Raw genomic sequence first — 19,754 nt, 5'->3', positions numbered from 1 at the left:
TTTGTTTGACCTTGGGCGGGGGCGGCTGCACCCGGCAAACCCGCGCAAATGCTTGATTCCCACAGTGAATCAGTGCGGCGCGGAGTGCGTGCGGATGCTACAATCGCAGGCTTGTAAACCCCTTTGAGCCCATCCGCGGGCGTTGTCCCGCGGGGACCGTGCCAACCCTGTTTGCGGGTTGGCAGGTCATGATCAGGAAACCCACGCACGATGGCCGATCTCGCCAAGGAAATCATCCCCGTCAAGCTGGAAGACGAGATGCGGCGCAGCTACCTCGATTACGCCATGAGCGTGATCGTGGGGCGTGCGCTGCCGGACGTGCGCGACGGTCTCAAGCCGGTGCACCGCCGCGTCCTGTATGCGATGAACGAACTGGGGGCGCATAGCAACAAGCCCTATTACAAGTCGGCGCGCATCGTCGGTGACGTGATCGGTAAGTACCACCCGCACGGCGACAGAGCGGTGTACGACACCCTGGTGCGCATGGCGCAGCCGTTCTCGCTGCGCTATCTGCTGGTGGACGGGCAGGGCAACTTCGGCTCGGTGGATGGCGATGCGCCAGCCGCGATGCGTTACACCGAGGCCCGCATGTCGCGGCTCAGCCATGAGCTGCTGGCCGACATCGACAAGGACACCGTCGATTTCCAGCCCAACTACGACGAAAAGGAACTCGAACCCACGGTCATGCCGACCCGGGTGCCGAACCTGCTGGTCAATGGGTCGGCCGGCATCGCGGTGGGGATGGCGACCAACATTCCGCCGCATAACCTGGCCGAGGTGGTGGATGCCACCATCGCCCTGATCGACGATCCGCAGATCGACATCGATGGGTTGATGGAACACATCCCCGGCCCGGATTTCCCCACTGCCGGGATCATTAACGGCGTGGGTGGCATCCAGCTGGCGTATCGCACCGGTCGGGGGCGGGTCAAGATCCGTGCCCGCGCCGAGATCGAGGTGGCCGACAATGGCCGCGAGGCGATCGTGGTCACCGAGATCCCCTACCAGGTGAACAAGGCGCGGCTGATCGAGAAGATCGCCGAGCTGGTGAAGGAAAAGAAGCTGGAAGGGATCAGCGAGCTGCGCGACGAGTCCGACAAGGACGGGATGCGCATCTACATCGAGGTCAAGCGCGGCGAATCCGCCGAGGTGGTGCTCAACAACCTCTACGCGCAGACGCCGATGGAGTCGGTGTTTGGCATCAACATGGTGGCGCTGGTCGATGGCCGGCCGCAGCTGCTCAACCTCAAGCAGATCCTGGAAGCCTTCATCCGTCATCGCCGCGAGGTGGTCACCCGCCGCACCATCTTCGAGCTGCGCAAGGCGCGTGCCCGTGCCCACATCCTGGAAGGCCTGACCGTCGCGCTGGCCAACATCGACGCGATGATCGAGCTGATCAAGACCTCGGAGACGCCGCAGGTGGCCAAGGAGCGCATGCTGGCGCGCACCTGGCAGCCGGGTCTGGTCGGCAGCCTGCTGGCCGCGGCTGGCGCTGAAGCCTCGCGGCCGGACGATCTGCCGGAGGGGGTCGGCCTGCGTGACGATGGCTATCAGCTCACCGAGACCCAGGCCCAGCAGATCCTGGACATGCGCCTGCACCGGCTGACCGGGCTGGAGCAGGAAAAGCTGACCGAGGAATACCGCCAGCTGCTCGACGAGATCGCCGGGCTGATCCGCATCCTCGAGCATCCCGACGTGCTGCTGGAGGTGATCCGCGAAGAGCTGCGTGCGCTCAAGGCCGAGTTTGGCGATGCCCGCCGCAGTGAGATCCGGCACTCCGAGGAGGATCTCGACATCCTCGATCTGATCGCCCCTGAGGATGTGGTGGTCACGCTCTCGCATGCGGGCTATGCCAAGCGCCAGCCGGTCAGCGCCTACCGTGCCCAGCGTCGCGGCGGCAAGGGCCGCAACGCGGCCGCGACCAAGGACGAGGATTTCATTGACCAGCTGTGGCTGGTCAACACCCACGACACCCTGCTCACCTTCACCAGCCGTGGCCGGGTGTTCTGGCTGCCGGTGTATCAGCTGCCCGAAGCGGGCCCCAATGCGCGTGGGCGCCCGATCGTCAACTGGATCCCGCTGGAAGAGGGCGAGAAGGTGCAGGCAGTGCTGCCGGTGCGCGAGTACGAAGAAGGCAAGTATGTGTTCTTCGCCACGGCCCGCGGCACCGTGAAGAAGACCGCGCTGACCGAGTTTGCCTTCAAGCTGGCGCGCGGCAAGATCGCCATCAGCCTCGAAGACGGTGATGCCCTGGTCGGTGCGGCGCTGACCGATGGGCAGCGCGACATCATGCTGTTTGCCAGCAACGGCAAGGCGGTGCGCTTCGACGAGGCCAGCGTCCGGGCCATGGGCCGCACCGCCACCGGCGTGCGTGGCATGAAGCTGGCCGAGGGTGAACGGGTGGTGAGCCTGATCGTGGTCGATGGCGAAGGTGACATCCTGACCGCCAGCGAAAACGGCTATGGCAAGCGCACCGTGCTGGACGAGTTCCCGAAGAAGGGGCGCGGCACGCAAGGCGTGATCGCGATGAAGACCAACGCGCGCAATGGGGCCCTGGTCGGTGCGATCCAGCTGTCCGATCATCACGATGTGCTGCTGATTTCCGATGGCGGCACCCTGGTGCGCACCCGTGCCGCCGAGATCTCCCAGGTCGGGCGCAACACCCAGGGCGTCACCCTGATGCGCCTGGCCGAAGGCGAGAAACTGCAGGCGATCGAGCGTCTCGATGCCTCTCTGGAGGAGGGGGACGACGGCGCAGGCGAGGCCGAAACCTCTCCGGATCAGACGCCTGACCAGCCCGCTGGCTGACGCCCGCTCGCCGGTCGGGCGCCGCGTCGGTTAGTCTCTGCAGTGATCGCAGGGATGTTTGAGGACATACGGATGACACTGACCGGCGTGTGGGTGGGGCTGGGCGTGCTGCTGGTGGTCGCCATTGGCGTCTGGCTGCTGCGCAGACAGACACACGCCAGTCCGGCGGCGCCGGCGAGGTTGCATTCGTCCGATGCAGACGATGCATTACCGGCGGCGCCGTTGCCGGAGGATGCGCCATCGTCGACCGACGCGGATGCAGGCGATCTTCCGACCGGCCGCGCGTTGACCCGCACGTTGTTTGCGCTGGCGGTGGATCTGCCGGCGTCGCAGAACGGAGATGAGGCCGCATTCCAGGCGATTGCCGCCACCTGCGGCCATTTGCTGGCGCGTCCACAGTTTCAGCAACGGCATTTGCCGCGTCGGCCCCTGTTGTTGCCGAAGCTGATGCGTGCCTTGAGCGACCCCGAAATCGCGCTCGACCAGATTGCCCAGATCGTGGCTGAGGATCCGGCGTTGTCAGCCAATGTGCTGCGTATTGCCAACAGCCCGTTCTATCGAGTCCAGCAGACACCCGTGGAGAGCCTGCCGCGGGCGGCTGCCCTGCTGGGCCTGGACGGCTTGCGTGCGGCGCTCTCCACGGCGCTGTTGCAACCGGTGCTGCCACCCGCCAGCGGGCCGCTGGGACGGCTGCCGGGGGTGGTGTGGGAACACACCGCCTTGACCGCAGATGTGGCAAGCGGCCTGATGTGTGAGGGCCCGGCCCGTGCTGATGCCCCGGTCGCCCAGATGGCGGCCTTGTTGCACGGGCTGGGGGCGATCGCGCTGGTGCAATGGTTGCGCGAGAACGCCCATCTGGTGACCGATGCCACCACCGTGGCGCGGGTGCTGGAACTGTATGCCGCCGAGGTGGCACACCAGATCGCGCTCGCCTGGGAGTTGCCGCCGCGGATCGTGGCGGCGCTGGATGCACAACGCAGTGACGCCATGCCGACCGACCCCTTGGGCTTGGCGTTGCGAGCCGGCCGGTTGACGGCGGCGCTGACCCTGCTGTGCCGGCAAGGCCAGCGTGACCCCGAAGCAAGCCTGGATGTGCTGCGCGCCTGGGCGGCGCGCCACGGGGTGGCGGCGGATGTCGATGCGCTCTGGGCGCGACTGAATCCCTGAGCAAACCACGTTGCCCATGGGCTGAGCGCTGGGGCCGCCAGTGTGGCGGCCCCAGGCAAGACCCGGTCAGCCCTGTGCCTTTCCGGCCAGTTGCCGCAGCACGTAATGCAGCAGGCCGCCGTGGCGGGCGTACTCCACCTCTTTCGGGGTCAGCAGCAGCACGTCCACGTCGAACTCGACACGGCTGCCATCGGGGCGCCGGGCACTGACCCGGGCGATCTTGGCCTGGCCGTCCTGCAGGCCGGTGATGCTGTAGGTTTCCTGGCCGGTCAGGCCCAGGCTCGCAGCGTTTTGACCGTTGCGGAAGCGCAGCGGCAGCACCCCCATACCGACCAGGTTGCTGCGGTGGATGCGCTCGAAGCTTTCGGCGATCACGGCCCGCACGCCGAGCAGGCGTGTGCCCTTGGCGGCCCAGTCACGGCTGGAGCCGGTGCCGTATTCCTTGCCGGCGATCACCACCAGCGGCACGCCGTCGTCCTTGTAGCGCATCGCCGCATCAAAGATCGACAGTTTTTCGGTGCGTCCGTCACGGCTGAAGTACAGCGTGTTGCCGCCTTCCTCGCCACCCAGCATCAGGTTCTTGATGCGGATGTTGGCGAACGTGCCGCGCACCATCACGGCGTCGTTGCCGCGGCGACTGCCGTAGCTGTTGAAATCGGCTGGCTGTACCCCGCGCTCCATCAGGTAACGCCCGGCTGGCGAGTCTTTCTTGATGCTACCGGCGGGGCTGATGTGGTCGGTGGTGATCGAGTCGCCGAACAGCCCCAACACGCGTGCATCGTGGATGTCTTCGACGTGCCCCACCGCCATCGTCATGCCCTCGAAGTAGGGCGGGTTCTTGATGTACGTGGAGGCCTCATCCCAGGCGTACAGCTCGCCGTCTGGCGAGGCGATGCTGTTCCAGCGCTCGTCGCCCTTGAAGACATCGGCGTAGTTGGCCTTGAACAGGTCCGGGCCGAGGGTGGCGGCGATGGTGTCGGCCACGTCGCGGGCGCTGGGCCAAAGCTCTTTCAGATAGACCGGCTGGCCGTTGCGGTCGTACCCGAGCGGTGCGTTGAGCAGGTCGATATTGGTCGAGCCGGCCAGCGCATACGCCACCACCAGTGGCGGGCTGGCCAGGTAGTTCATCTTCACCTCGGCATGGATGCGGCCTTCGAAGTTGCGGTTGCCGGACAGCACCGCCGATACGCACAGATCGCCGGCGGCGATCCCGGCGCTGACCTCCTGCGGCAGCGGGCCTGAGTTGCCGATGCAGGTGGTGCAGCCGTAGCCGACCACGTCGAAGCCGAGTTGCTGCAGCGGTTCCAGCAACCCGGCCCGGCGCAGGTAATCGGTCACCACCCGCGAGCCCGGGGCCAACGATGTCTTGACCCAGGGTTTGCGGGTCAGCCCGCGGGCGGCGGCATTACGGGCCAGCAGGCCGGCCGCCACCATCACCGCCGGGTTGGAGGTGTTGGTGCAGGAGGTGATCGCAGCGATCACCACTGCGCCATCCTCCAGGGTGACCGGTTGGCCGTTGATGTCGATCTGGGCACTGCCTTTGCGGTGTGCCTCGTTAGCGATGGCGCTGGCCCCGCCTTCGTCCATGAAGTCGCTGACCGCCGCGCCGTTGCGCTGGTCACGGCTGGCGGTGAGCTGGGCGATGGCCGCCCGGCTGTTGGCCGGCATCTGGCTGAGCAGGACGCGATCCTGCGGACGCTTGGGGCCGGCCAATGACGGCTGTACCGTGCTCATGTCCAGATGCAGAGTGCTGCTGTACTGGGCGTGCGGGCTGTCTGGCGTGTGCCAGAGCCCCTGTGCCTTGGCGTAGGCTTCCACCAGAGCGATCTGTGCCTCACTGCGTCCGGACAGACGCAGGTAGTTCAGGGCCTCCTGGTCGATCGGGAAGATGCCGCAGGTGGCGCCATATTCCGGCGCCATGTTGCCGATGGTGGCGCGGTCGGCCAGCGGCAGGTGCTGCAGGCCGTCGCCATAGAACTCGACGAACTTGCCCACCACCCCGTGCTGGCGCAGCATCTGGGTGACGGTCAGCACCAGGTCGGTGGCCGTGGTGCCTTCCGGCAGTTTGCCGGTCAGCTCGAAGCCCACCACCTGCGGGATCAGCATCGACGACGGTTGCCCCAGCATCGCTGCCTCGGCTTCGATGCCGCCCACGCCCCAGCCCAGCACGCCAATGCCGTTGATCATGGTGGTGTGACTGTCGGTGCCAAAGACGGTGTCGGGGAAGACCCAGGTTTCACCGTCGATGTCCCGGGTCATCACCACTCGCGCCAGATATTCGAGATTGACCTGGTGGACGATGCCGGTGTTGGGTGGCACCACCCGGAAGTTGGCGAAAGCTTTCTGGCCCCAGCGCAGGAAGGCATAGCGCTCGGCATTGCGTTCAAACTCCAGGCGGCCATTGATGTCCAGCGCATCGGGGCGGGCGAAGGCATCCACCTGGATCGAGTGGTCGATCACCAGCTCGGAGGGGATCTGCGGATTGATCTGCGCCGGACGCCCACCCAGGCGGGCGACCGCGTCGCGCATCGCCGCCAGATCCACCACACAGGGCACGCCGGTGAAATCCTGCAGGATCACCCGCGCCGGCATGAAGGCGATCTCGGTCTCCGGCTCGGCCTGCGGGTTCCACCGGGCCAGCGCCTCGATGTGGTCGCGGCCCACGGTCATGCCGCCGTCTTCGTGGCGGAGCAGATTTTCCAGCAGGATCTTCAAGGAATACGGCAAGCGGCCGATGTCGAAGTGCCGGCCCAGTGCGCGCAGACTGTGGAACGCGTACCTGTGGCCGTCGAGTTCCAGGTGGTCGAGGGTCGAAAATGAATTATGCATGGGGGAGCTCCGGGGGTAGGGAATGCAGGTGTACAGGCCGGTATTCTGCACCTTCGATGGTAAGCCGGATTGGGCCCGCAGGAGGATGCCGATGATGCAGGCAGGTGGAGTGGGAATCGGGCTGATGGTGCCGCAGGCGCCGCCGGCCGCGATGGCGGCGGCAGGGGTGCCGGGCTGGCAGGTCATCATCGCCGTGCTGCTGGCGCTCGCGCTGGGGGTGGTGCTGGCCTATGCGCTGGGAGGGCGAACCCGGCGGCAGGTGGCGCATCTTGCGAAAACGCTGGCGGCCCGCGAGGCGGAGCTGCGGCGTCAGGGTGAGCAGGTGCTGGCGCTCCTGCAGGAACGTGATGCCTTGACGGCCAGGATGGAAGAGCGCGAGCGCGAGTTCTCCCGGCTGGCGTCCGAGGACGCATTGACCGGGCTGCCCAATGGCCGTGCGTTCGACGAGCAGCTGGCGCTGCAGTTTTCTCGTAGCAAGCGTCACGGTCAGCCATTGAGCCTGGTGCTGCTGGACATCGATCACCTCAAGCAGATCAATGACAACTGGTCGCACGCGGTCGGCGACCATGTGCTGGTGGAAGCGGCGCGGCTGTTGCGCAGCGTCTGCCGGCGCTCCGATCTGCCGGCACGGCTGGGGGGCGATACCTTCGCCGTCCTGCTGACCGATACCGACCGGGAAGGCGGCTGGCGGTTGTGCGAGCGCCTGCAGCGGGCATTCGCCAGTCATGCGGGCTGGAATCTCAATGGCGTAGGTCCCAACTACGTCACGTTCAGTGCCGGCCTGGTGGCCATCGGCCCCGAGGATGAGGCGCCGGTCCAGCTATTCCAGCGCTGCGATCGGGCGCTGTATCTGGCGCGTCAGGCCGGCGGTGCCCGCACCGGGCTGGGGTGAGGCGAGGCGGCTGGCATCGAGGTATGCATCGAAAAGTATGTATAATCCATGCCTACTTCATCCCGGAAAGCTGCCATGGACGCCATCGTTGCCGAGCGCGGCCAGATCACCCTGCCCAAGGCGGTGCGCGATGCACTGGGCCTGACCAAAGGCAGTGTGCTCAAGGTCGAGCTGGAGGGCAGCCGGATCGTGTTGAGCAAGCGCGTGGACGATGCCATCTCGCGGGTGCGCGGCAAATTCGCACGTGAGGCCGCAGCGGACGGAGACTCGGTGGCGTGATTGCGGTCGATGCCCCTGTGCTGGCTGAGCTTTTGACCGACGGTCCGCGTGCCGACGCGGTTGAGACCGCCTTGCGTCAGGCCCTGGAAAGCGGGCGGGTGGTGGTGTGCGATGCCGCGCTCGCCGAGCTGGCGGCCAGCCTGCGCAATGGCGCCGAAGTGCTGGCGGCGCTGGAGGAGATGGGCATCCATTTCAGCCCGCTCGAATCCAAGTCCGCCCTGCGGGCGGGCGAGATGCAGCGCCGTCAGCGCCAGCGCGAAGGCCGCACCCGGCCGCTGTCGGTCTTTCTGACCGGGGCCCACGCGCTGTTGCAGTGCGATGCCCTGATCACCTTCGATGCCGCGTTCCATCGCGACTACTTCAAAGGCTTGAAGCTCGTCGTTCCCGGCGACTGATGGCCTGATGTTTCCCCTGCCTGCCACAAGGACCCATCCCCATGCTGGACGCCTATCGTAAACACCAGGCCGAGCGCGCCGCGCTCGGTATCCCGCCGCTGCCGCTGTCTGCGCAACAGACCGCCGAGCTGATCGAGCTGCTCAAACAGCCGCCTGCCGGTGAAGCCGAGTTTCTGCTCGATCTGCTGATCAACCGCGTGCCGGCTGGCGTGGACGATGCCGCCCGGGTCAAAGCGTCGTATCTGGCGGCGCTGGCCTTTGGGAGCGAGCACAATCCGCTGATTTCGCGGGTGCGTGCCACCGAGCTGCTGGGCACCATGCTTGGCGGTTACAACGTCGGCCCGCTGATCCAGCTGCTTGATGATGCCGAGGTGGGCGCCACCGCGGCCGAGGCGCTCAAGCACATCCTGCTGGTGTTCGATGCGTTCCATGATGTCGAGGAAAAGGCCAAGGCCGGCAACGCCAATGCCAGGGCGGTGCTGGAAAGCTGGGCCAACGCCGAGTGGTTCACCAGCCAGCCGGAGGTGCCCGAGTCGCTCACGGTGACCGTCTTCAAGGTGCCCGGCGAGACCAATACCGACGATCTTTCCCCGGCGCCGGACGCCACCACCCGCCCGGACATCCCGCTGCACGCGCTGGCCATGCTCAAGAACCGGCGCCCGGACGCCCCGTTCGAGCCGGAAGAGGACGGCAAGCGCGGTCCGATCGGCGAGCTGTTGCGGCTGAAGGAAAAAGGCCATCCGGTTGCATATGTCGGCGACGTGGTGGGCACCGGTTCCAGCCGCAAGTCCGCCACTAACAGCGTGCTGTGGTGGACCGGCCGCGACATTCCCTACATCCCCAACAAGCGGGCCGGTGGCGTCTGCCTGGGCGGCAAGATCGCGCCGATCTTCTACAACACCATGGAAGACGCGGGCGCGCTGCCGATCGAGCTGGACGTGTCGAAGATGGAGCACGGCGACGTCATCGAACTGCGTCCGTACGAGGGCAAGGCGCTCAAGAACGGCGAGGTGATCGCCACCTTCACCCTCAAGTCCGAGGTGCTGCTGGATGAAGTGCGCGCCGGTGGCCGCATTCCGCTGATCATCGGCCGTGGGCTGACTGCCAAGGCGCGTGAGGCGCTGGGCCTGCCGCCCACCACCCTGTTCCGGTTGCCCAAGGCGCCGGCGGACAGCGGCAAGGGCTACACCCTGGCGCAGAAGATTGTCGGCCGTGCCTGCGGCCTGCCGGAAGGCAAGGGCGTGCGGCCGGGCACCTACTGCGAGCCGAAGATGACCACGGTAGGCAGCCAGGACACCACCGGCCCGATGACCCGCGATGAGCTCAAAGACCTGGCCTGCTTGGGCTTCTCGGCCGACCTGGTCATGCAGAGCTTCTGCCACACCGCCGCCTATCCCAAGCCGGTGGACGTGAAGATGCACCACACCCTGCCGGAGTTCATCACCACCCGCGGTGGCGTGTCGCTGCGCGTCGGTGACGGCATCATCCACAGCTGGCTCAATCGCATGCTGCTGCCGGATACCGTTGGCACCGGTGGCGACAGCCACACCCGGTTCCCGATTGGCATTTCCTTCCCGGCCGGCTCTGGCCTGGTGGCGTTTGCCGCTGCCACCGGGGTGATGCCGCTGGACATGCCGGAATCGGTGCTGGTGCGCTTCAAGGGTCAGCTGCAGCCGGGCGTGACCCTGCGTGATCTGGTTCACGCCATCCCGCTGTATGCCATCAAGCAGGGTCTTTTGACCGTGGCCAAGCAGGGCAAGAAGAACATCTTCTCCGGTCGTATTCTGGAAATCGAAGGCTTGCCTGATCTCAAGGTGGAGCAGGCGTTCGAGCTGGCCGATGCGTCTGCCGAGCGCTCGGCCGCTGCCTGTACCGTGCGCCTGAACAAGGAGCCGATCATCGAGTACATCACCAGCAACATCACTCTGCTGAAGTGGATGATCGCCAACGGCTATCAGGACGCCCGCACCCTGCAGCGCCGCATCCGCAAGATGGAGGAGTGGCTGGCCAATCCGCAGCTGCTGGAACCGGATCCGGATGCCGAATATGCGGCAGTGATCGAAATCGACCTCAACGAGATCGTCGAGCCCATCGTCTGCTGCCCGAATGATCCCGACGATGCCAAGACTCTGTCGGATGTGGCAGGGGCGAAGATCGACGAGGTGTTCATCGGCTCCTGCATGACCAACATCGGTCACTTCCGCGCGGCGGCGAAACTGCTGGAAGGCAAGCGTGACCTGCCGACCCGGCTGTGGATCGCGCCGCCGACCCGGATGGATCAGCAGCAGCTGACCGAGGAAGGCCATTACGGCACCTTCGGCACCGCCGGTGCGCGGATGGAGATGCCGGGCTGCTCGCTGTGCATGGGCAACCAGGCGCAGATCCGCGAGGGCAGCACCGCCATGTCCACCTCGACCCGCAATTTCCCCAACCGTCTGGGGCGCAATACCAATGTGTACCTGGGGTCGGCGGAACTGGCGGCGATCTGTGCCCGGCTGGGCCGTATTCCGACCCGCGAGGAATACCTGGCCGACATCGGCATCATCAATGCCAAGGGGGCCGAGATCTACCGGTACATGAACTTCGACCAGATCGAGGACTACCGCGAGGTGGCAGATACCGTTGCGGTCTAATGCCGCCGGTTGATTGCATCATGACGCCCGGGCTTGCCCGGGCGTCTTTTTATGGCAGGGGCGGTAACTCCACGTTGCGCTGGAACTCGAAGATCAACCGGGTTTCGATATGCGCCACTTCCTCACGTTCGGTGAGGGCGCTTAAGGTGAACTGGCGCAGGTGCTCGCTGTCGCGCACGCCGACATGGGCGAGAAAATCGTCGGCACCGGCCACGTGGTAGCAGGCCAGCACTTCCGGCAGCCCCAGCAGATGACGGTGGAAGCCGTCCACCAGGGCGCGCGAGTGGCGCGCCAGCCGGATCGAAATCATCGCCTGCAGGCCAATACCGATCGCTTCCGGCGCGATCTCGGCGTGGTAGCCCAGCAGGATCTTCGCCTCACGCATCCGGCGCACCCGTTCCAGCGCGGTGGAGGGGGCGATGCCGGTTTTTTCCGCCAGGTCCTTGTTGGGCAGGCGTGCATTCTTTCGCAACAGGCGCAGCAGGGCGTAGTCGATTCGGTCGAGCATCGGGATTTCCGGCGAAATAAAAATATTGTTCGGATTTGTGCATCGTAAGCGAACGAATGCATAGGATGCCAAGATCTGACCGTATCGAGGGTGCCATGCCGCGCTTCCAGACCACCGCCGTCCATGCCGGCCGCGAAGATTTCGTCGAACTCTGCGTGCACGCGCCGCCGCTGGATCTGTCCACCACCTATCCAGTTCCCGATCTCGACGTTGGCAGCGCCAGCTTCGATGCCCTGGTGGCCGGGCAGGCCAGCGCCCCCAACCCGATCTACGCCCGCCTGCACAACCCCACGGTGGCCCGCACCGAAGGGGCCATCGCGGCGCTGGAAGGCACCCAGGCCTGCGTCGCATTTGCCTCCGGAATGGCGGCGCTGACGGCGGTATTGCTGGCGCGTGCCCAGCACGGCCGGCACGTGCTGGTGGTGCGTCCACTGTACGGCACGTCCGATCACCTGCTGGCCAGCGGTCTGTGCGGGCTGGAGGCCGAGTTCGTACAGGCCGATCAGATCGCGGCGCGGCGGCGGCCGGACACGGTGCTGGTGGTGATCGAAACCCCGGCCAACCCGACGCTCGCCCTGGTGGATATCCGCGCCGTGGTCGAAGCCGCCGGTGATGTCCCGGTGCTGGTCGATTCCACCTTTGCCACCCCGGTGCTGCAGCGGCCCGCCGCCTTGGGTGCGACCTACGTGCTGCACAGCGCCACCAAGTTTCTCGGCGGCCATGGCGATGTGATCGCCGGCGTGGTCTGCTGCGACGAGGCGCACGCGGCGCCACTGCGCACCGTGCGGGCCGCCACCGGCGCATTGCTGCACCCGCTGGCGGCCTACCTGCTGCACCGCGGCCTGCCCACGCTCAAGCTGCGGGTGGAGGCGGCGCAGGCCAATGCCCAGGTGCTGGCCGAACGGCTGGCCCGCCACCCGGCTGTGGCGCGGGTGCACTACCCGGGCCTGCCCGGCGCCGTGAACGGCCATCTGGTCGGCAGCCAGATGGCGGGCCCCGGCACGTTGCTGGCGTTTGACGTGCACGGCGGGCATGACGCCGCCGCCGCAGTGATGAAACGCGTGCAGCTGATCACCCCGGCGGTCAGCCTGGGGTCGGTGGACAGCCTGATCCAGCATCCTGCCGGGCTGACGCACCGGGTTGTCGAGGAAGCAGTCAAGGCCGCCACCGGCATCACGCCGGGGTTGTTGCGGCTGTCGGTGGGGATCGAAGACGTCGAGGACCTCTGGCAGGACCTGACCCAGGCGCTGGCCTCCAGTTGAGCCGGTCGGGGCATGCACACCGCCCCGGGATGACCGGGGTGGTGGACGTGCCGGGCTCGGCATGGGCTGACAACGCCAGGGGGACGTTGTTCAGACCTTCCTCAGGGGCGCAGGTCATAGCGGTCGGCATTCATGACCTTGGTCCAGGCGGCCACGAAATCGCGCACGAATTTCTCCTTGTTGTCGTCCTGTGCATACACCTCGGCATAGGCGCGCAGGATCGAGTTGGAGCCGAATACCAGATCCACTCGGGTGGCGGTCCATTTCAGTGTCCCGGTCTTGCGATCACGGACTTCGTAATGGTCGCCCGCCTTGACCCAGGTGTTGGCCATGTCGGTCAGATTGACGAAGAAATCGTTGCTGAGCACACCCACGCGATCGGTGAACACGCCATGGCGGGTGCCGCCGTGGTTGGTGCCAAGCACCCGCATGCCGCCGATCAGCACGGTCATTTCCGGGGCAGTCAAGCCCATCAGTTGAGTGCGGTCCAGCAGCAGCTCTTCCGGGCTGACCGCATAGGCCTTTTTCTGCCAGTTGCGGTAGCCGTCAGCGACCGGTTCGAGATAGGCGAAGGATTCGACATCGGTCTGCTCCTGAGTGGCATCGCCACGGCCCGGTGCGAATGGCACCGGTACGTCGAAGCCTGCCGCCCGGATCGCCTGTTCAAGCCCAACGTTGCCGCCCAGTACGATCACATCGGCGATCGAGGCGCCGGTGTCGCGCGCGATCGGCTCCAGCACCGACAATACCCGGGCCAGGCGTGCCGGCTCGTTGCCCTCCCAGTCCTTTTGCGGGGCCAGGCGGATACGCGCGCCATTGGCGCCCCCGCGGTAGTCGGACTGGCGGAAGGTGCGTGCGCTATCCCAGGCGGTGCTGACCAGATCGGACACCGACAGCCCGCTGGCGCGGATCCTGGCCTTGACGGCCTCGACGTCATAGGCGCTGTTGCCGGGCGGAATCGGGTCCTGCCAGATCAGGTCTTCCTGCGGCACATCCGGGCCGATATAGCGGGTCTTCGGGCCCATGTCGCGGTGGGTGAGCTTGAACCAGGCGCGGGCGAAGGTGTCCCGGAAATACGCGGGATCGGCCATGAACTTGCGGCAGATCGCGTTGTAGACGGGATCGACCTTCATCGCCATGTCGGCGTCGGTCATGATCGGGTTACGGCGCTTGCTGGGATCGCTGGGATCCAGCGGCTTGTCCTCTTCCCGGATATCCACCGGTTCCCATTGCCAGGCGCCAGCGGGGGACTTGCGCAGCTCCCATTCGTGGTTGAACAGCATTTCGAAATACCCCATGTCGAACACGGTGGGGTTCGAGGTCCATGCGCCTTCGATCCCGGAGGTCATGGCGTTGGCGGCCTTGCCATGCATGTCGGGGTTGGCCCAGCCCAGGCCCTGACAGTCCACGTCGGCGGCTTCCGGTTCCGGGCCCAGCCGATCGGCGCGGCCATTGCCATGGGCTTTGCCGACGGTATGGCCGCCTGCGGTGAGCGCGGCGGTTTCCTCGTCGTTCATCGCCATGCGCTTGAAGGTCTCGCGCACTTCCAGTGCGGTCCTGGCCGGGTCCGGCTTGCCGCCGACCCCCTCCGGATTGACGTAAATCAGTCCCATCTGGACGGCTGCCAGCGGGTTCTCCAGTGATTCGGGCTTATCGTCGCTCTCGTAGCGCGCGCGGCCCAGCCACTGTTTCTCCGAGCCCCAATAGATGTCCTTCTCCGGGTGCCAGATGTCTTCGCGGCCGAAGGCAAAGCCGTACGTCTTCAGGCCCATCGACTCATAGGCGATGTTGCCAGCCAGGATCATCAGGTCGGCCCAGCTGATCCTGTTGCCGTATTTCTTCTTGATCGGCCACAGCAGGCGTCGTGCCTTGTCCAGGCTGACATTGTCCGGCCAGCTGTTGAGCGGGGCGAAGCGCTGGTTGCCGGTACCGCCGCCGCCGCGACCGTCGGCCACCCGATAGGTGCCGGCGGCATGCCAGGCCATGCGGATCATCAGCCCGCCGTAGTGGCCCCAGTCGGCCGGCCACCAGTCCTGGCTGTCGGTCATCAAGGCGCGCAGATCACGCTTGATCGCTTCGACATCAAGTTTCCTGACCTCTTCCCGGTAGTTGAAGCCGGGATCCATCGGATTGGTCTTGGTGTCGTGCTGATGCAGGATGTCCAGATTCAGCGCGTTAGGCCACCAGTGGGTGTTGGATTCCGCCAGTCGAGTGGCTGCGCCGTGCATGACTGGGCACTTGCCGCCGTGTTGAGCTGTGTTCATGGCCTGACTCCTTTCGGATTGGTCGAGGGTGGGGTGGGGCAGAGGGAGTGCCGACGCTTGTCTGGGCCAGGGAGTGGAAGACCGCAAGATGCCTCGGAACCGAGTTCACTGTAGGTGGCTTTTTCCAATAGATGAAGTACAAGTTTTGAATTTGAAGGATAGTCCCAAGCTATTGAATGTCTGTCGGTGCTGGTTTTGGGCGCCATGTCGCGACACCGGCAGATCGGGCCGGGTGGCAGGTTGAGCGGGTTGCTACACTCAAGACCATGACCGAAGCGCGCCGTCGTCGTAAAAAGAACCGCGTCACTTCACTGGATATCGCCCATCGCGCCGGGGTGTCACAGGCCACCGTTTCGCGCGTGCTGGCTGGCAGCCCGCTGGTGAACCCGGAGACCCGGCGACGGGTCGAGCAGGCCGTGCGCGAGCTCAACTACAAGGTGGACCGCCACGCCTCCAGCCTGCGCACCCAGCGTGCCGGCACCCTGGCGCTGCTGTTGTTCGAGGATCCAACCCCGGACGACTCCCACATCAATCCGTTCTTTCTGTCGATGCTGGGGTCGATCACCCGCGCCTGTGCCCGTCATGGCCATGACTTGCTGGTGTCGTTTCAGCAGCTCTCGGACGACTGGCATGCCGACTACGAAGACAGCATGAAGGCGGACGGGTTGATCCTGCTGGGCTATGGCGACTATTTGACCTACCGCGCCAAGCTCGAAACGCTGGTTGCGCAGGGCACCCACTTCGTGCGCTGGGGGCAGGTCGAGCCAGGCCAGCCAGGGGTGTCGATCGGCTGCGACAACCATGCAGGCGGCCGGCTGGCCGGGCAGCATCTGCTGGCCTGTGGACGCCGGCAGGTCGCCTTTTTGGGTGATGCATCCTCGCGGTTTCCCGAGTTTCAGGCGCGCTACCAGGGCTGCGATGCGGCGCTACGTGAGGCGGGGCTTGGTCTGTCGCCCGCGCTGCAGGCAGATGCCGACAGCACTGAGGAAGCAGGCTTCAAGGCAACACGTGAGCTGCTGGCGCGGGGCCAGCCGTTCGATGCCATTTTTGCGGCCAGTGACCTGATCGCAATCGGTGCCATCCACGCCCTCAAGGAGGCCGGCCTACGGGTACCGGATGACGTGTCGGTGGTGGGCTTCGACGGAACCGCGATGGCGCGTCTGGCCGATCCGCCGCTGACCACGGTGGTGCAGGACACCTCGCGTGCCGGTGAGCTTCTGGTCAGTACGCTCCTGCAGCTGGTGCGTGACCAGCCGGTGCAGAGCGTGATGCTTCCGCCGACACTGGAAATCCGCGCCTCCAGCATGCGCTAAACCACGCTCGACGGCTGCCACGTTTTGCATGGGCACACCTGTCGGCAGGTTTACCGTGACCGGCGTGCATCGGCCATGGCGGCATCCAGCGCAGCCGCCAGCGTCGGCTCAGTCACCTGGGCGTCGAGCAGAAAGACCCGCACGCCATGCGCCGGAACCTCGGCGTGCAGCGCCTCGCCAGCCTGTAGGGTCAGCGTCTCACCGCCAATCGCGTCATGCCAGCGGCCGGGTTGCAGCATCGTCTGGACGGCAAAGTGTTCCGGGGCGTCGCCCTTGTTGAGCAGGACCAGCGCGATCTGGTGCACACCGTCGTGCTGGTACACCCGATAGAACGCGGCGCGGTTGCCTTGCAGCTCCAGATTGAGTTGCAGCCCGCGCTGCAGCGCTGGTGAAGCGGCACGCACCTGCGCAATGCGGGTCAGCGCTGCCCGGATCGGGCTTGCCTTGGCGGCGGCAATGCCTTCGGTGCCGAAGTAGTTGCGGTTGCCGCCGTGCTCGGGTCGGCCGCGCATGAAGCCCATTTCCGAGCCGTAATAGACCACCGGAATGCCACGCGCGGTGAACAGCCAGTTGTGTGCATCAATGAAGCCTTCATCGCTGGCATCCAGCCGCGGCATGTCGTGATTGTCGTAGAAGGTGGCCAGCTCGTAGGGGTTGGCATACGGGCCGCCAGTCAGATGCAGCGCCGGTATCATCCGTTCAAAACCGGCCTGCTTGCGCCCGAAGACCTCTTCCATCGCCTGTTTCATCGGGAAGTCCAGCACGCTGGTTTCGCCGTGGCCGGGCAGGGTGTGGGTGGCGATCCTGGCGGCGTCGTAGTCGAAGGCCTCGCCGAACATGAAAAAGCCGGGGTGCTTTGCCCGGATGCGGGTGGTGAAGGCCTGCCAGAAGCTGTCCGGCATCCAGGCGATGGTGTCGATGCGAAACGCATCGGCACCCTGGTCGATCCATTGCAGATAGGCCCCGACCAGATAGTCCAGCACGTCCGGGTTGCGTTCATTGAGATCTGACAGCTGGGCCAGATTGCCGTCGAAGATCGATCCCTTGGCCCCGTCCACCGGGCCGACCGTGTTGTAGAAGCGGTGCAGCGGGTTGTGCTCGGGATCCAGCTGCTGCGGCGGCAGGTTCTGGTGATCGGCAATCAGTGTGCCGTCCTTGTCGTAGATCTTGCCGAACTTGGGCTGGTCGAAGGTCATGCCCCAGGCCGGCGAGCCGTGGTTCCCCACGATGTCCAGCACCAGCTTCATGCCCTTGCGATGCATCGCCGCCACCAGGTCGCGGAAGTCCATGCCTGGGCTGGGCAGGTGCTCGTCCACTTGGTAGAAATTCACGCCCCAGTAGCCGTGATAGCCGGCCTTGCCCTGGTCAGCCAGGATGCCGCCGCAGGTCGGTGCGCTGCCGCCGGTGAAGCGCTGGTCCGGATTGTCCACGATCGGCGTGATCCACACCGCGGTGAAGCCCATTTCGCGGATGTAATCCAGATGATCGGCCAGGCCCTTGAAGTCGCCACCCAGGTAGCCGATGTTGCCGGACACGCCATTGCATGGCGGCAGCGGGATGTCGAACGTGCCCAGGGCGCCGCCTTGGTCGCGGTGGTCGTTGCCGGGGTCGCCGTTGACGAAGCGATCGGTCATCACGAAGTACACTGCTTCACGCGCAAACGGCTCCAGCGTGCCGTAGTAATCGGCCTGCCGGGTCGTCGGGGTGTGTGCACAGGCCGTCGAGGCAAGCGCGCAAAGCAAACTCAGGCCGAGGCGGGCAGAACGCAGGGGCATGGTGATCATCCTTGCACGCGATGGGACACAGGTTCGGGGACGCGCAGCGCCAGCAGTCCGGCGATCAGCATGCTGGTGCCGCCCAGCACGAGAACCTTGGCCGGATCACCAGCGAATAGATGCTTGAGGGCATAGCCCAGCGTGGCCACTGCCACCAGTTGCGGGATGACGATGAAGAAGTTGAAGATGCCCATGTACACGCCCATCTTGCGGGCGGGCACACTGTCGGACAGCAGCGCATAGGGCAGCGACAGGATCGAGGCCCAGGCGATGCCAATGCCGAGCATCGACAGCAGCAGCCAGTTCTCATTGGGCAGAAACGGAATCGACGCCAACCCAAGCCCCCCCAGCGCAAGATTGAGCAGATGGCTGCCGCGCAGGCCAAAGCGGCGTGCCAGCCAGGGGATGACGATCGCGGCGAGCGCAGCAAACCCGTTGTAGGCGGCAAACAACACGCCCACCCAGTTGGCACCGGTGTTGTAGTCGGCCGAGGCGGGATCGGTGCTGCCGTAATACACCGCCGTCACGGTCGGTGTGGTGTAGATCCACATCGCAAACAGGGCAAACCAGGAAAAGAACTGCACCAGTGCAAGCCGACGCATTGCCAGTGGCATGGCATAGATGTCGGTCATCACCTGGGTGAAGCCGTTGTCGCGTTTGCTGGCGGCCAGCGCCAGCAGTGCTACGCCATAGATCGCCAGCAGCGCACCCAGCAGGTACAGCTCGCGCGGCAGGTTTTGCCAGGCCACGCCGGCCAGGCCAAGCGCGCCAATTGTCAGCCACAGCAGGCCAAAGCGGATGGCGCGTGCACGTTCGAGTGGCGGACGATCCAGCGGTGCCGACTCGTCGAAGGCGTCCAGCGTGTCAGGCGGGTATTCGCGTGTCCGCAGCACGGTCCAGACAATGGCCCCCATCAGCACGACCGCACCGGCGTAGAACGCGTAGCGCACGGTGTCGGGCACCTGGCCGGGGTTGGCGGTATTGGCTACGCCCGCTTTCTCCAGCAGCCACGGCAGCAGACTGGCGATCACCGATCCGAGACCGATGAAGAAGCTCTGCATCGCATAGCCCTGCGCCCGCTGCGCGACTGGCAGCTGGTCGCCGACAAAGGCGCGAAACGGCTCCATCGATACATTGATGGAGGCATCCAGCACCCACAGCAGACCGGCGGCGATCCACAGCGTGGGCGAGTGGGGCATGGCCACCAGCGCCAGCGACGCAAGCAGTGCGCCAGCAAGAAAGTAGGGGCGGCGCCGACCCAGCCCGGTCCAGGTGCGGTCTGACAGATAGCCGATGACCGGCTGCACCAGCAGGCCGGTCAGCGGTGCGGCGATCCACAGCGCCGGCAGCGCATCCATGTCTGCGCCCAAGGTCTGGAAGATGCGGCTGACATTGGCATTCTGAAGCGCAAATCCGAACTGGATGCCCAGAAAGCCGAAGCACATGTTCCAGATTTGCCAGAACGAGAGCGCAGGTTTGCTGCGGTGTGGTGCGGCTGTGGCGTGCATGAAGCCCTCATTGCAATGACATGCCCGCCACGTTGGCGCGGGTCGAATGGGCCTAAAGCCTTGCACTCGGTCGCGTGGACGGGCAAGCCTCAGGATGACGGCCGGTAGATATAGCGCAGGC

Annotated in this window: 13 protein-coding genes; 8 read left to right on the top strand and 5 right to left on the bottom strand. The window is 65.6% G+C overall.

The features are described from left to right. Positions 1–210 precede the first annotated feature (210 nt). A complete protein-coding gene (gyrA, locus tag BUA29_RS01285) occupies positions 211–2,808 on the top strand; it encodes a DNA gyrase subunit A (protein ID WP_072754835.1) in 2,598 nt (865 codons plus the stop codon). A gap of 72 nt (positions 2,809–2,880) precedes the next feature. Further along, positions 2,881–3,975 (top strand): HDOD domain-containing protein, encoded by a 1,095-nt coding sequence (locus BUA29_RS01280; protein WP_072754834.1) that lies wholly within the window; start codon positions 2,881–2,883, stop codon positions 3,973–3,975. Positions 3,976–4,041: 66 nt separating this feature from the next. On the opposite strand, the gene acnA is transcribed toward BUA29_RS01280, so the two are convergent. Continuing rightward, positions 4,042–6,804: an aconitate hydratase AcnA gene (acnA, locus tag BUA29_RS01275; RefSeq protein WP_072754833.1), complete on the bottom strand. Its 2,763-nt coding sequence runs from the start codon at positions 6,802–6,804 to the stop codon at positions 4,042–4,044. A gap of 91 nt (positions 6,805–6,895) precedes the next feature. Between acnA and BUA29_RS01270 the strand changes: the two genes are divergently transcribed. From BUA29_RS01270 to acnB, 4 genes are all read left to right on the top strand, one after another. Further along, entirely contained in the window at positions 6,896–7,696 is an 801-nt protein-coding gene (locus BUA29_RS01270) for a GGDEF domain-containing protein (RefSeq protein ID WP_072754832.1), read from the top strand. A gap of 75 nt (positions 7,697–7,771) precedes the next feature. Beyond that, positions 7,772–7,975, top strand: coding sequence for an AbrB/MazE/SpoVT family DNA-binding domain-containing protein (locus tag BUA29_RS01265; RefSeq protein WP_072754831.1), 204 nt, complete (start codon positions 7,772–7,774; stop codon positions 7,973–7,975). Continuing rightward, positions 7,972–8,370: a PIN domain-containing protein gene (locus tag BUA29_RS01260; RefSeq protein ID WP_072754830.1), complete on the top strand. Its 399-nt coding sequence runs from the start codon at positions 7,972–7,974 to the stop codon at positions 8,368–8,370. Before BUA29_RS01265 ends, BUA29_RS01260 begins: the two co-directional genes overlap by 4 nt. Positions 8,371–8,411: 41 nt before the next feature. Next, positions 8,412–11,003, top strand: coding sequence for a bifunctional aconitate hydratase 2/2-methylisocitrate dehydratase (gene acnB / locus BUA29_RS01255; RefSeq protein ID WP_072754829.1), 2,592 nt, complete (start codon positions 8,412–8,414; stop codon positions 11,001–11,003). A 49-nt stretch (positions 11,004–11,052) separates the two neighbouring features. On the opposite strand, the gene BUA29_RS01250 is transcribed toward acnB, so the two are convergent. Further along, a complete protein-coding gene (locus BUA29_RS01250) occupies positions 11,053–11,511 on the bottom strand; it encodes an Lrp/AsnC family transcriptional regulator (protein WP_072754828.1) in 459 nt (152 codons plus the stop codon). Positions 11,512–11,576: 65 nt separating this feature from the next. Between BUA29_RS01250 and BUA29_RS01245 the strand changes: the two genes are divergently transcribed. Then, complete coding sequence (locus BUA29_RS01245; RefSeq protein WP_245770471.1) at positions 11,577–12,773, top strand: trans-sulfuration enzyme family protein; 1,197 nt, start codon at positions 11,577–11,579, stop codon at positions 12,771–12,773. Positions 12,774–12,874: 101 nt separating this feature from the next. Here BUA29_RS01245 and katG read toward each other — a convergent pair whose 3' ends face one another. Continuing rightward, positions 12,875–15,037 (bottom strand): catalase/peroxidase HPI, encoded by a 2,163-nt coding sequence (gene katG / locus BUA29_RS01240; RefSeq protein ID WP_072754826.1) that lies wholly within the window; start codon positions 15,035–15,037, stop codon positions 12,875–12,877. 266 nt (positions 15,038–15,303) lie between these two features. Here katG and BUA29_RS01235 point away from each other — a divergent pair, with 266 nt between their 5' ends. Continuing rightward, positions 15,304–16,350, top strand: coding sequence for a LacI family DNA-binding transcriptional regulator (locus BUA29_RS01235; protein WP_072754825.1), 1,047 nt, complete (start codon positions 15,304–15,306; stop codon positions 16,348–16,350). 50 nt (positions 16,351–16,400) lie between these two features. On the opposite strand, the gene BUA29_RS01230 is transcribed toward BUA29_RS01235, so the two are convergent. Next, the gene (locus tag BUA29_RS01230) at positions 16,401–18,134 is read right to left on the bottom strand and encodes an alpha-amylase family glycosyl hydrolase (RefSeq protein ID WP_425443758.1); all 1,734 of its coding nucleotides are present in this window, start codon (positions 18,132–18,134) and stop codon (positions 16,401–16,403) included. Next, entirely contained in the window at positions 18,131–19,633 is a 1,503-nt protein-coding gene (locus BUA29_RS01225; protein WP_072754824.1) for an MFS transporter, read from the bottom strand. Before BUA29_RS01225 ends, BUA29_RS01230 begins: the two co-directional genes overlap by 4 nt. Positions 19,634–19,754 lie beyond the last annotated feature (121 nt).

The sequence above is a fragment of the Thermomonas hydrothermalis genome (assembly GCF_900129205.1).
Classification (GTDB): Bacteria; Pseudomonadota; Gammaproteobacteria; order Xanthomonadales; family Xanthomonadaceae; genus Thermomonas; species Thermomonas hydrothermalis.
The sequence above is the reverse complement of the archived record's forward strand: the minus strand, read 5'-3'. Positions and strand labels throughout refer to the sequence as shown.

Excerpts from the sequence above, each read along its gene's own strand:
- BUA29_RS01230 (WP_425443758.1), bottom strand. The coding sequence starts at position 18,134 with ATGATCACCATGCCCCTGCGTTCTGCCCGCCTCGGCCTGAGTTTGCTT.
- BUA29_RS01280 (WP_072754834.1), top strand. The coding sequence starts at position 2,881 with ATGACACTGACCGGCGTGTGGGTGGGGCTGGGCGTGCTGCTGGTGGTC.
- BUA29_RS01250 (WP_072754828.1), bottom strand. The coding sequence starts at position 11,511 with ATGCTCGACCGAATCGACTACGCCCTGCTGCGCCTGTTGCGAAAGAAT.
- acnA (WP_072754833.1), bottom strand. The coding sequence starts at position 6,804 with ATGCATAATTCATTTTCGACCCTCGACCACCTGGAACTCGACGGCCAC.
- BUA29_RS01245 (WP_245770471.1), top strand. The coding sequence starts at position 11,577 with ATGCCAAGATCTGACCGTATCGAGGGTGCCATGCCGCGCTTCCAGACC.
- BUA29_RS01265 (WP_072754831.1), top strand. The coding sequence starts at position 7,772 with ATGGACGCCATCGTTGCCGAGCGCGGCCAGATCACCCTGCCCAAGGCG.
- BUA29_RS01235 (WP_072754825.1), top strand. The coding sequence starts at position 15,304 with ATGACCGAAGCGCGCCGTCGTCGTAAAAAGAACCGCGTCACTTCACTG.
- BUA29_RS01225 (WP_072754824.1), bottom strand. The coding sequence starts at position 19,633 with ATGCACGCCACAGCCGCACCACACCGCAGCAAACCTGCGCTCTCGTTC.
- gyrA (WP_072754835.1), top strand. The coding sequence starts at position 211 with ATGGCCGATCTCGCCAAGGAAATCATCCCCGTCAAGCTGGAAGACGAG.
- katG (WP_072754826.1), bottom strand. The coding sequence starts at position 15,037 with ATGAACACAGCTCAACACGGCGGCAAGTGCCCAGTCATGCACGGCGCA.
- BUA29_RS01270 (WP_072754832.1), top strand. The coding sequence starts at position 6,896 with ATGATGCAGGCAGGTGGAGTGGGAATCGGGCTGATGGTGCCGCAGGCG.
- acnB (WP_072754829.1), top strand. The coding sequence starts at position 8,412 with ATGCTGGACGCCTATCGTAAACACCAGGCCGAGCGCGCCGCGCTCGGT.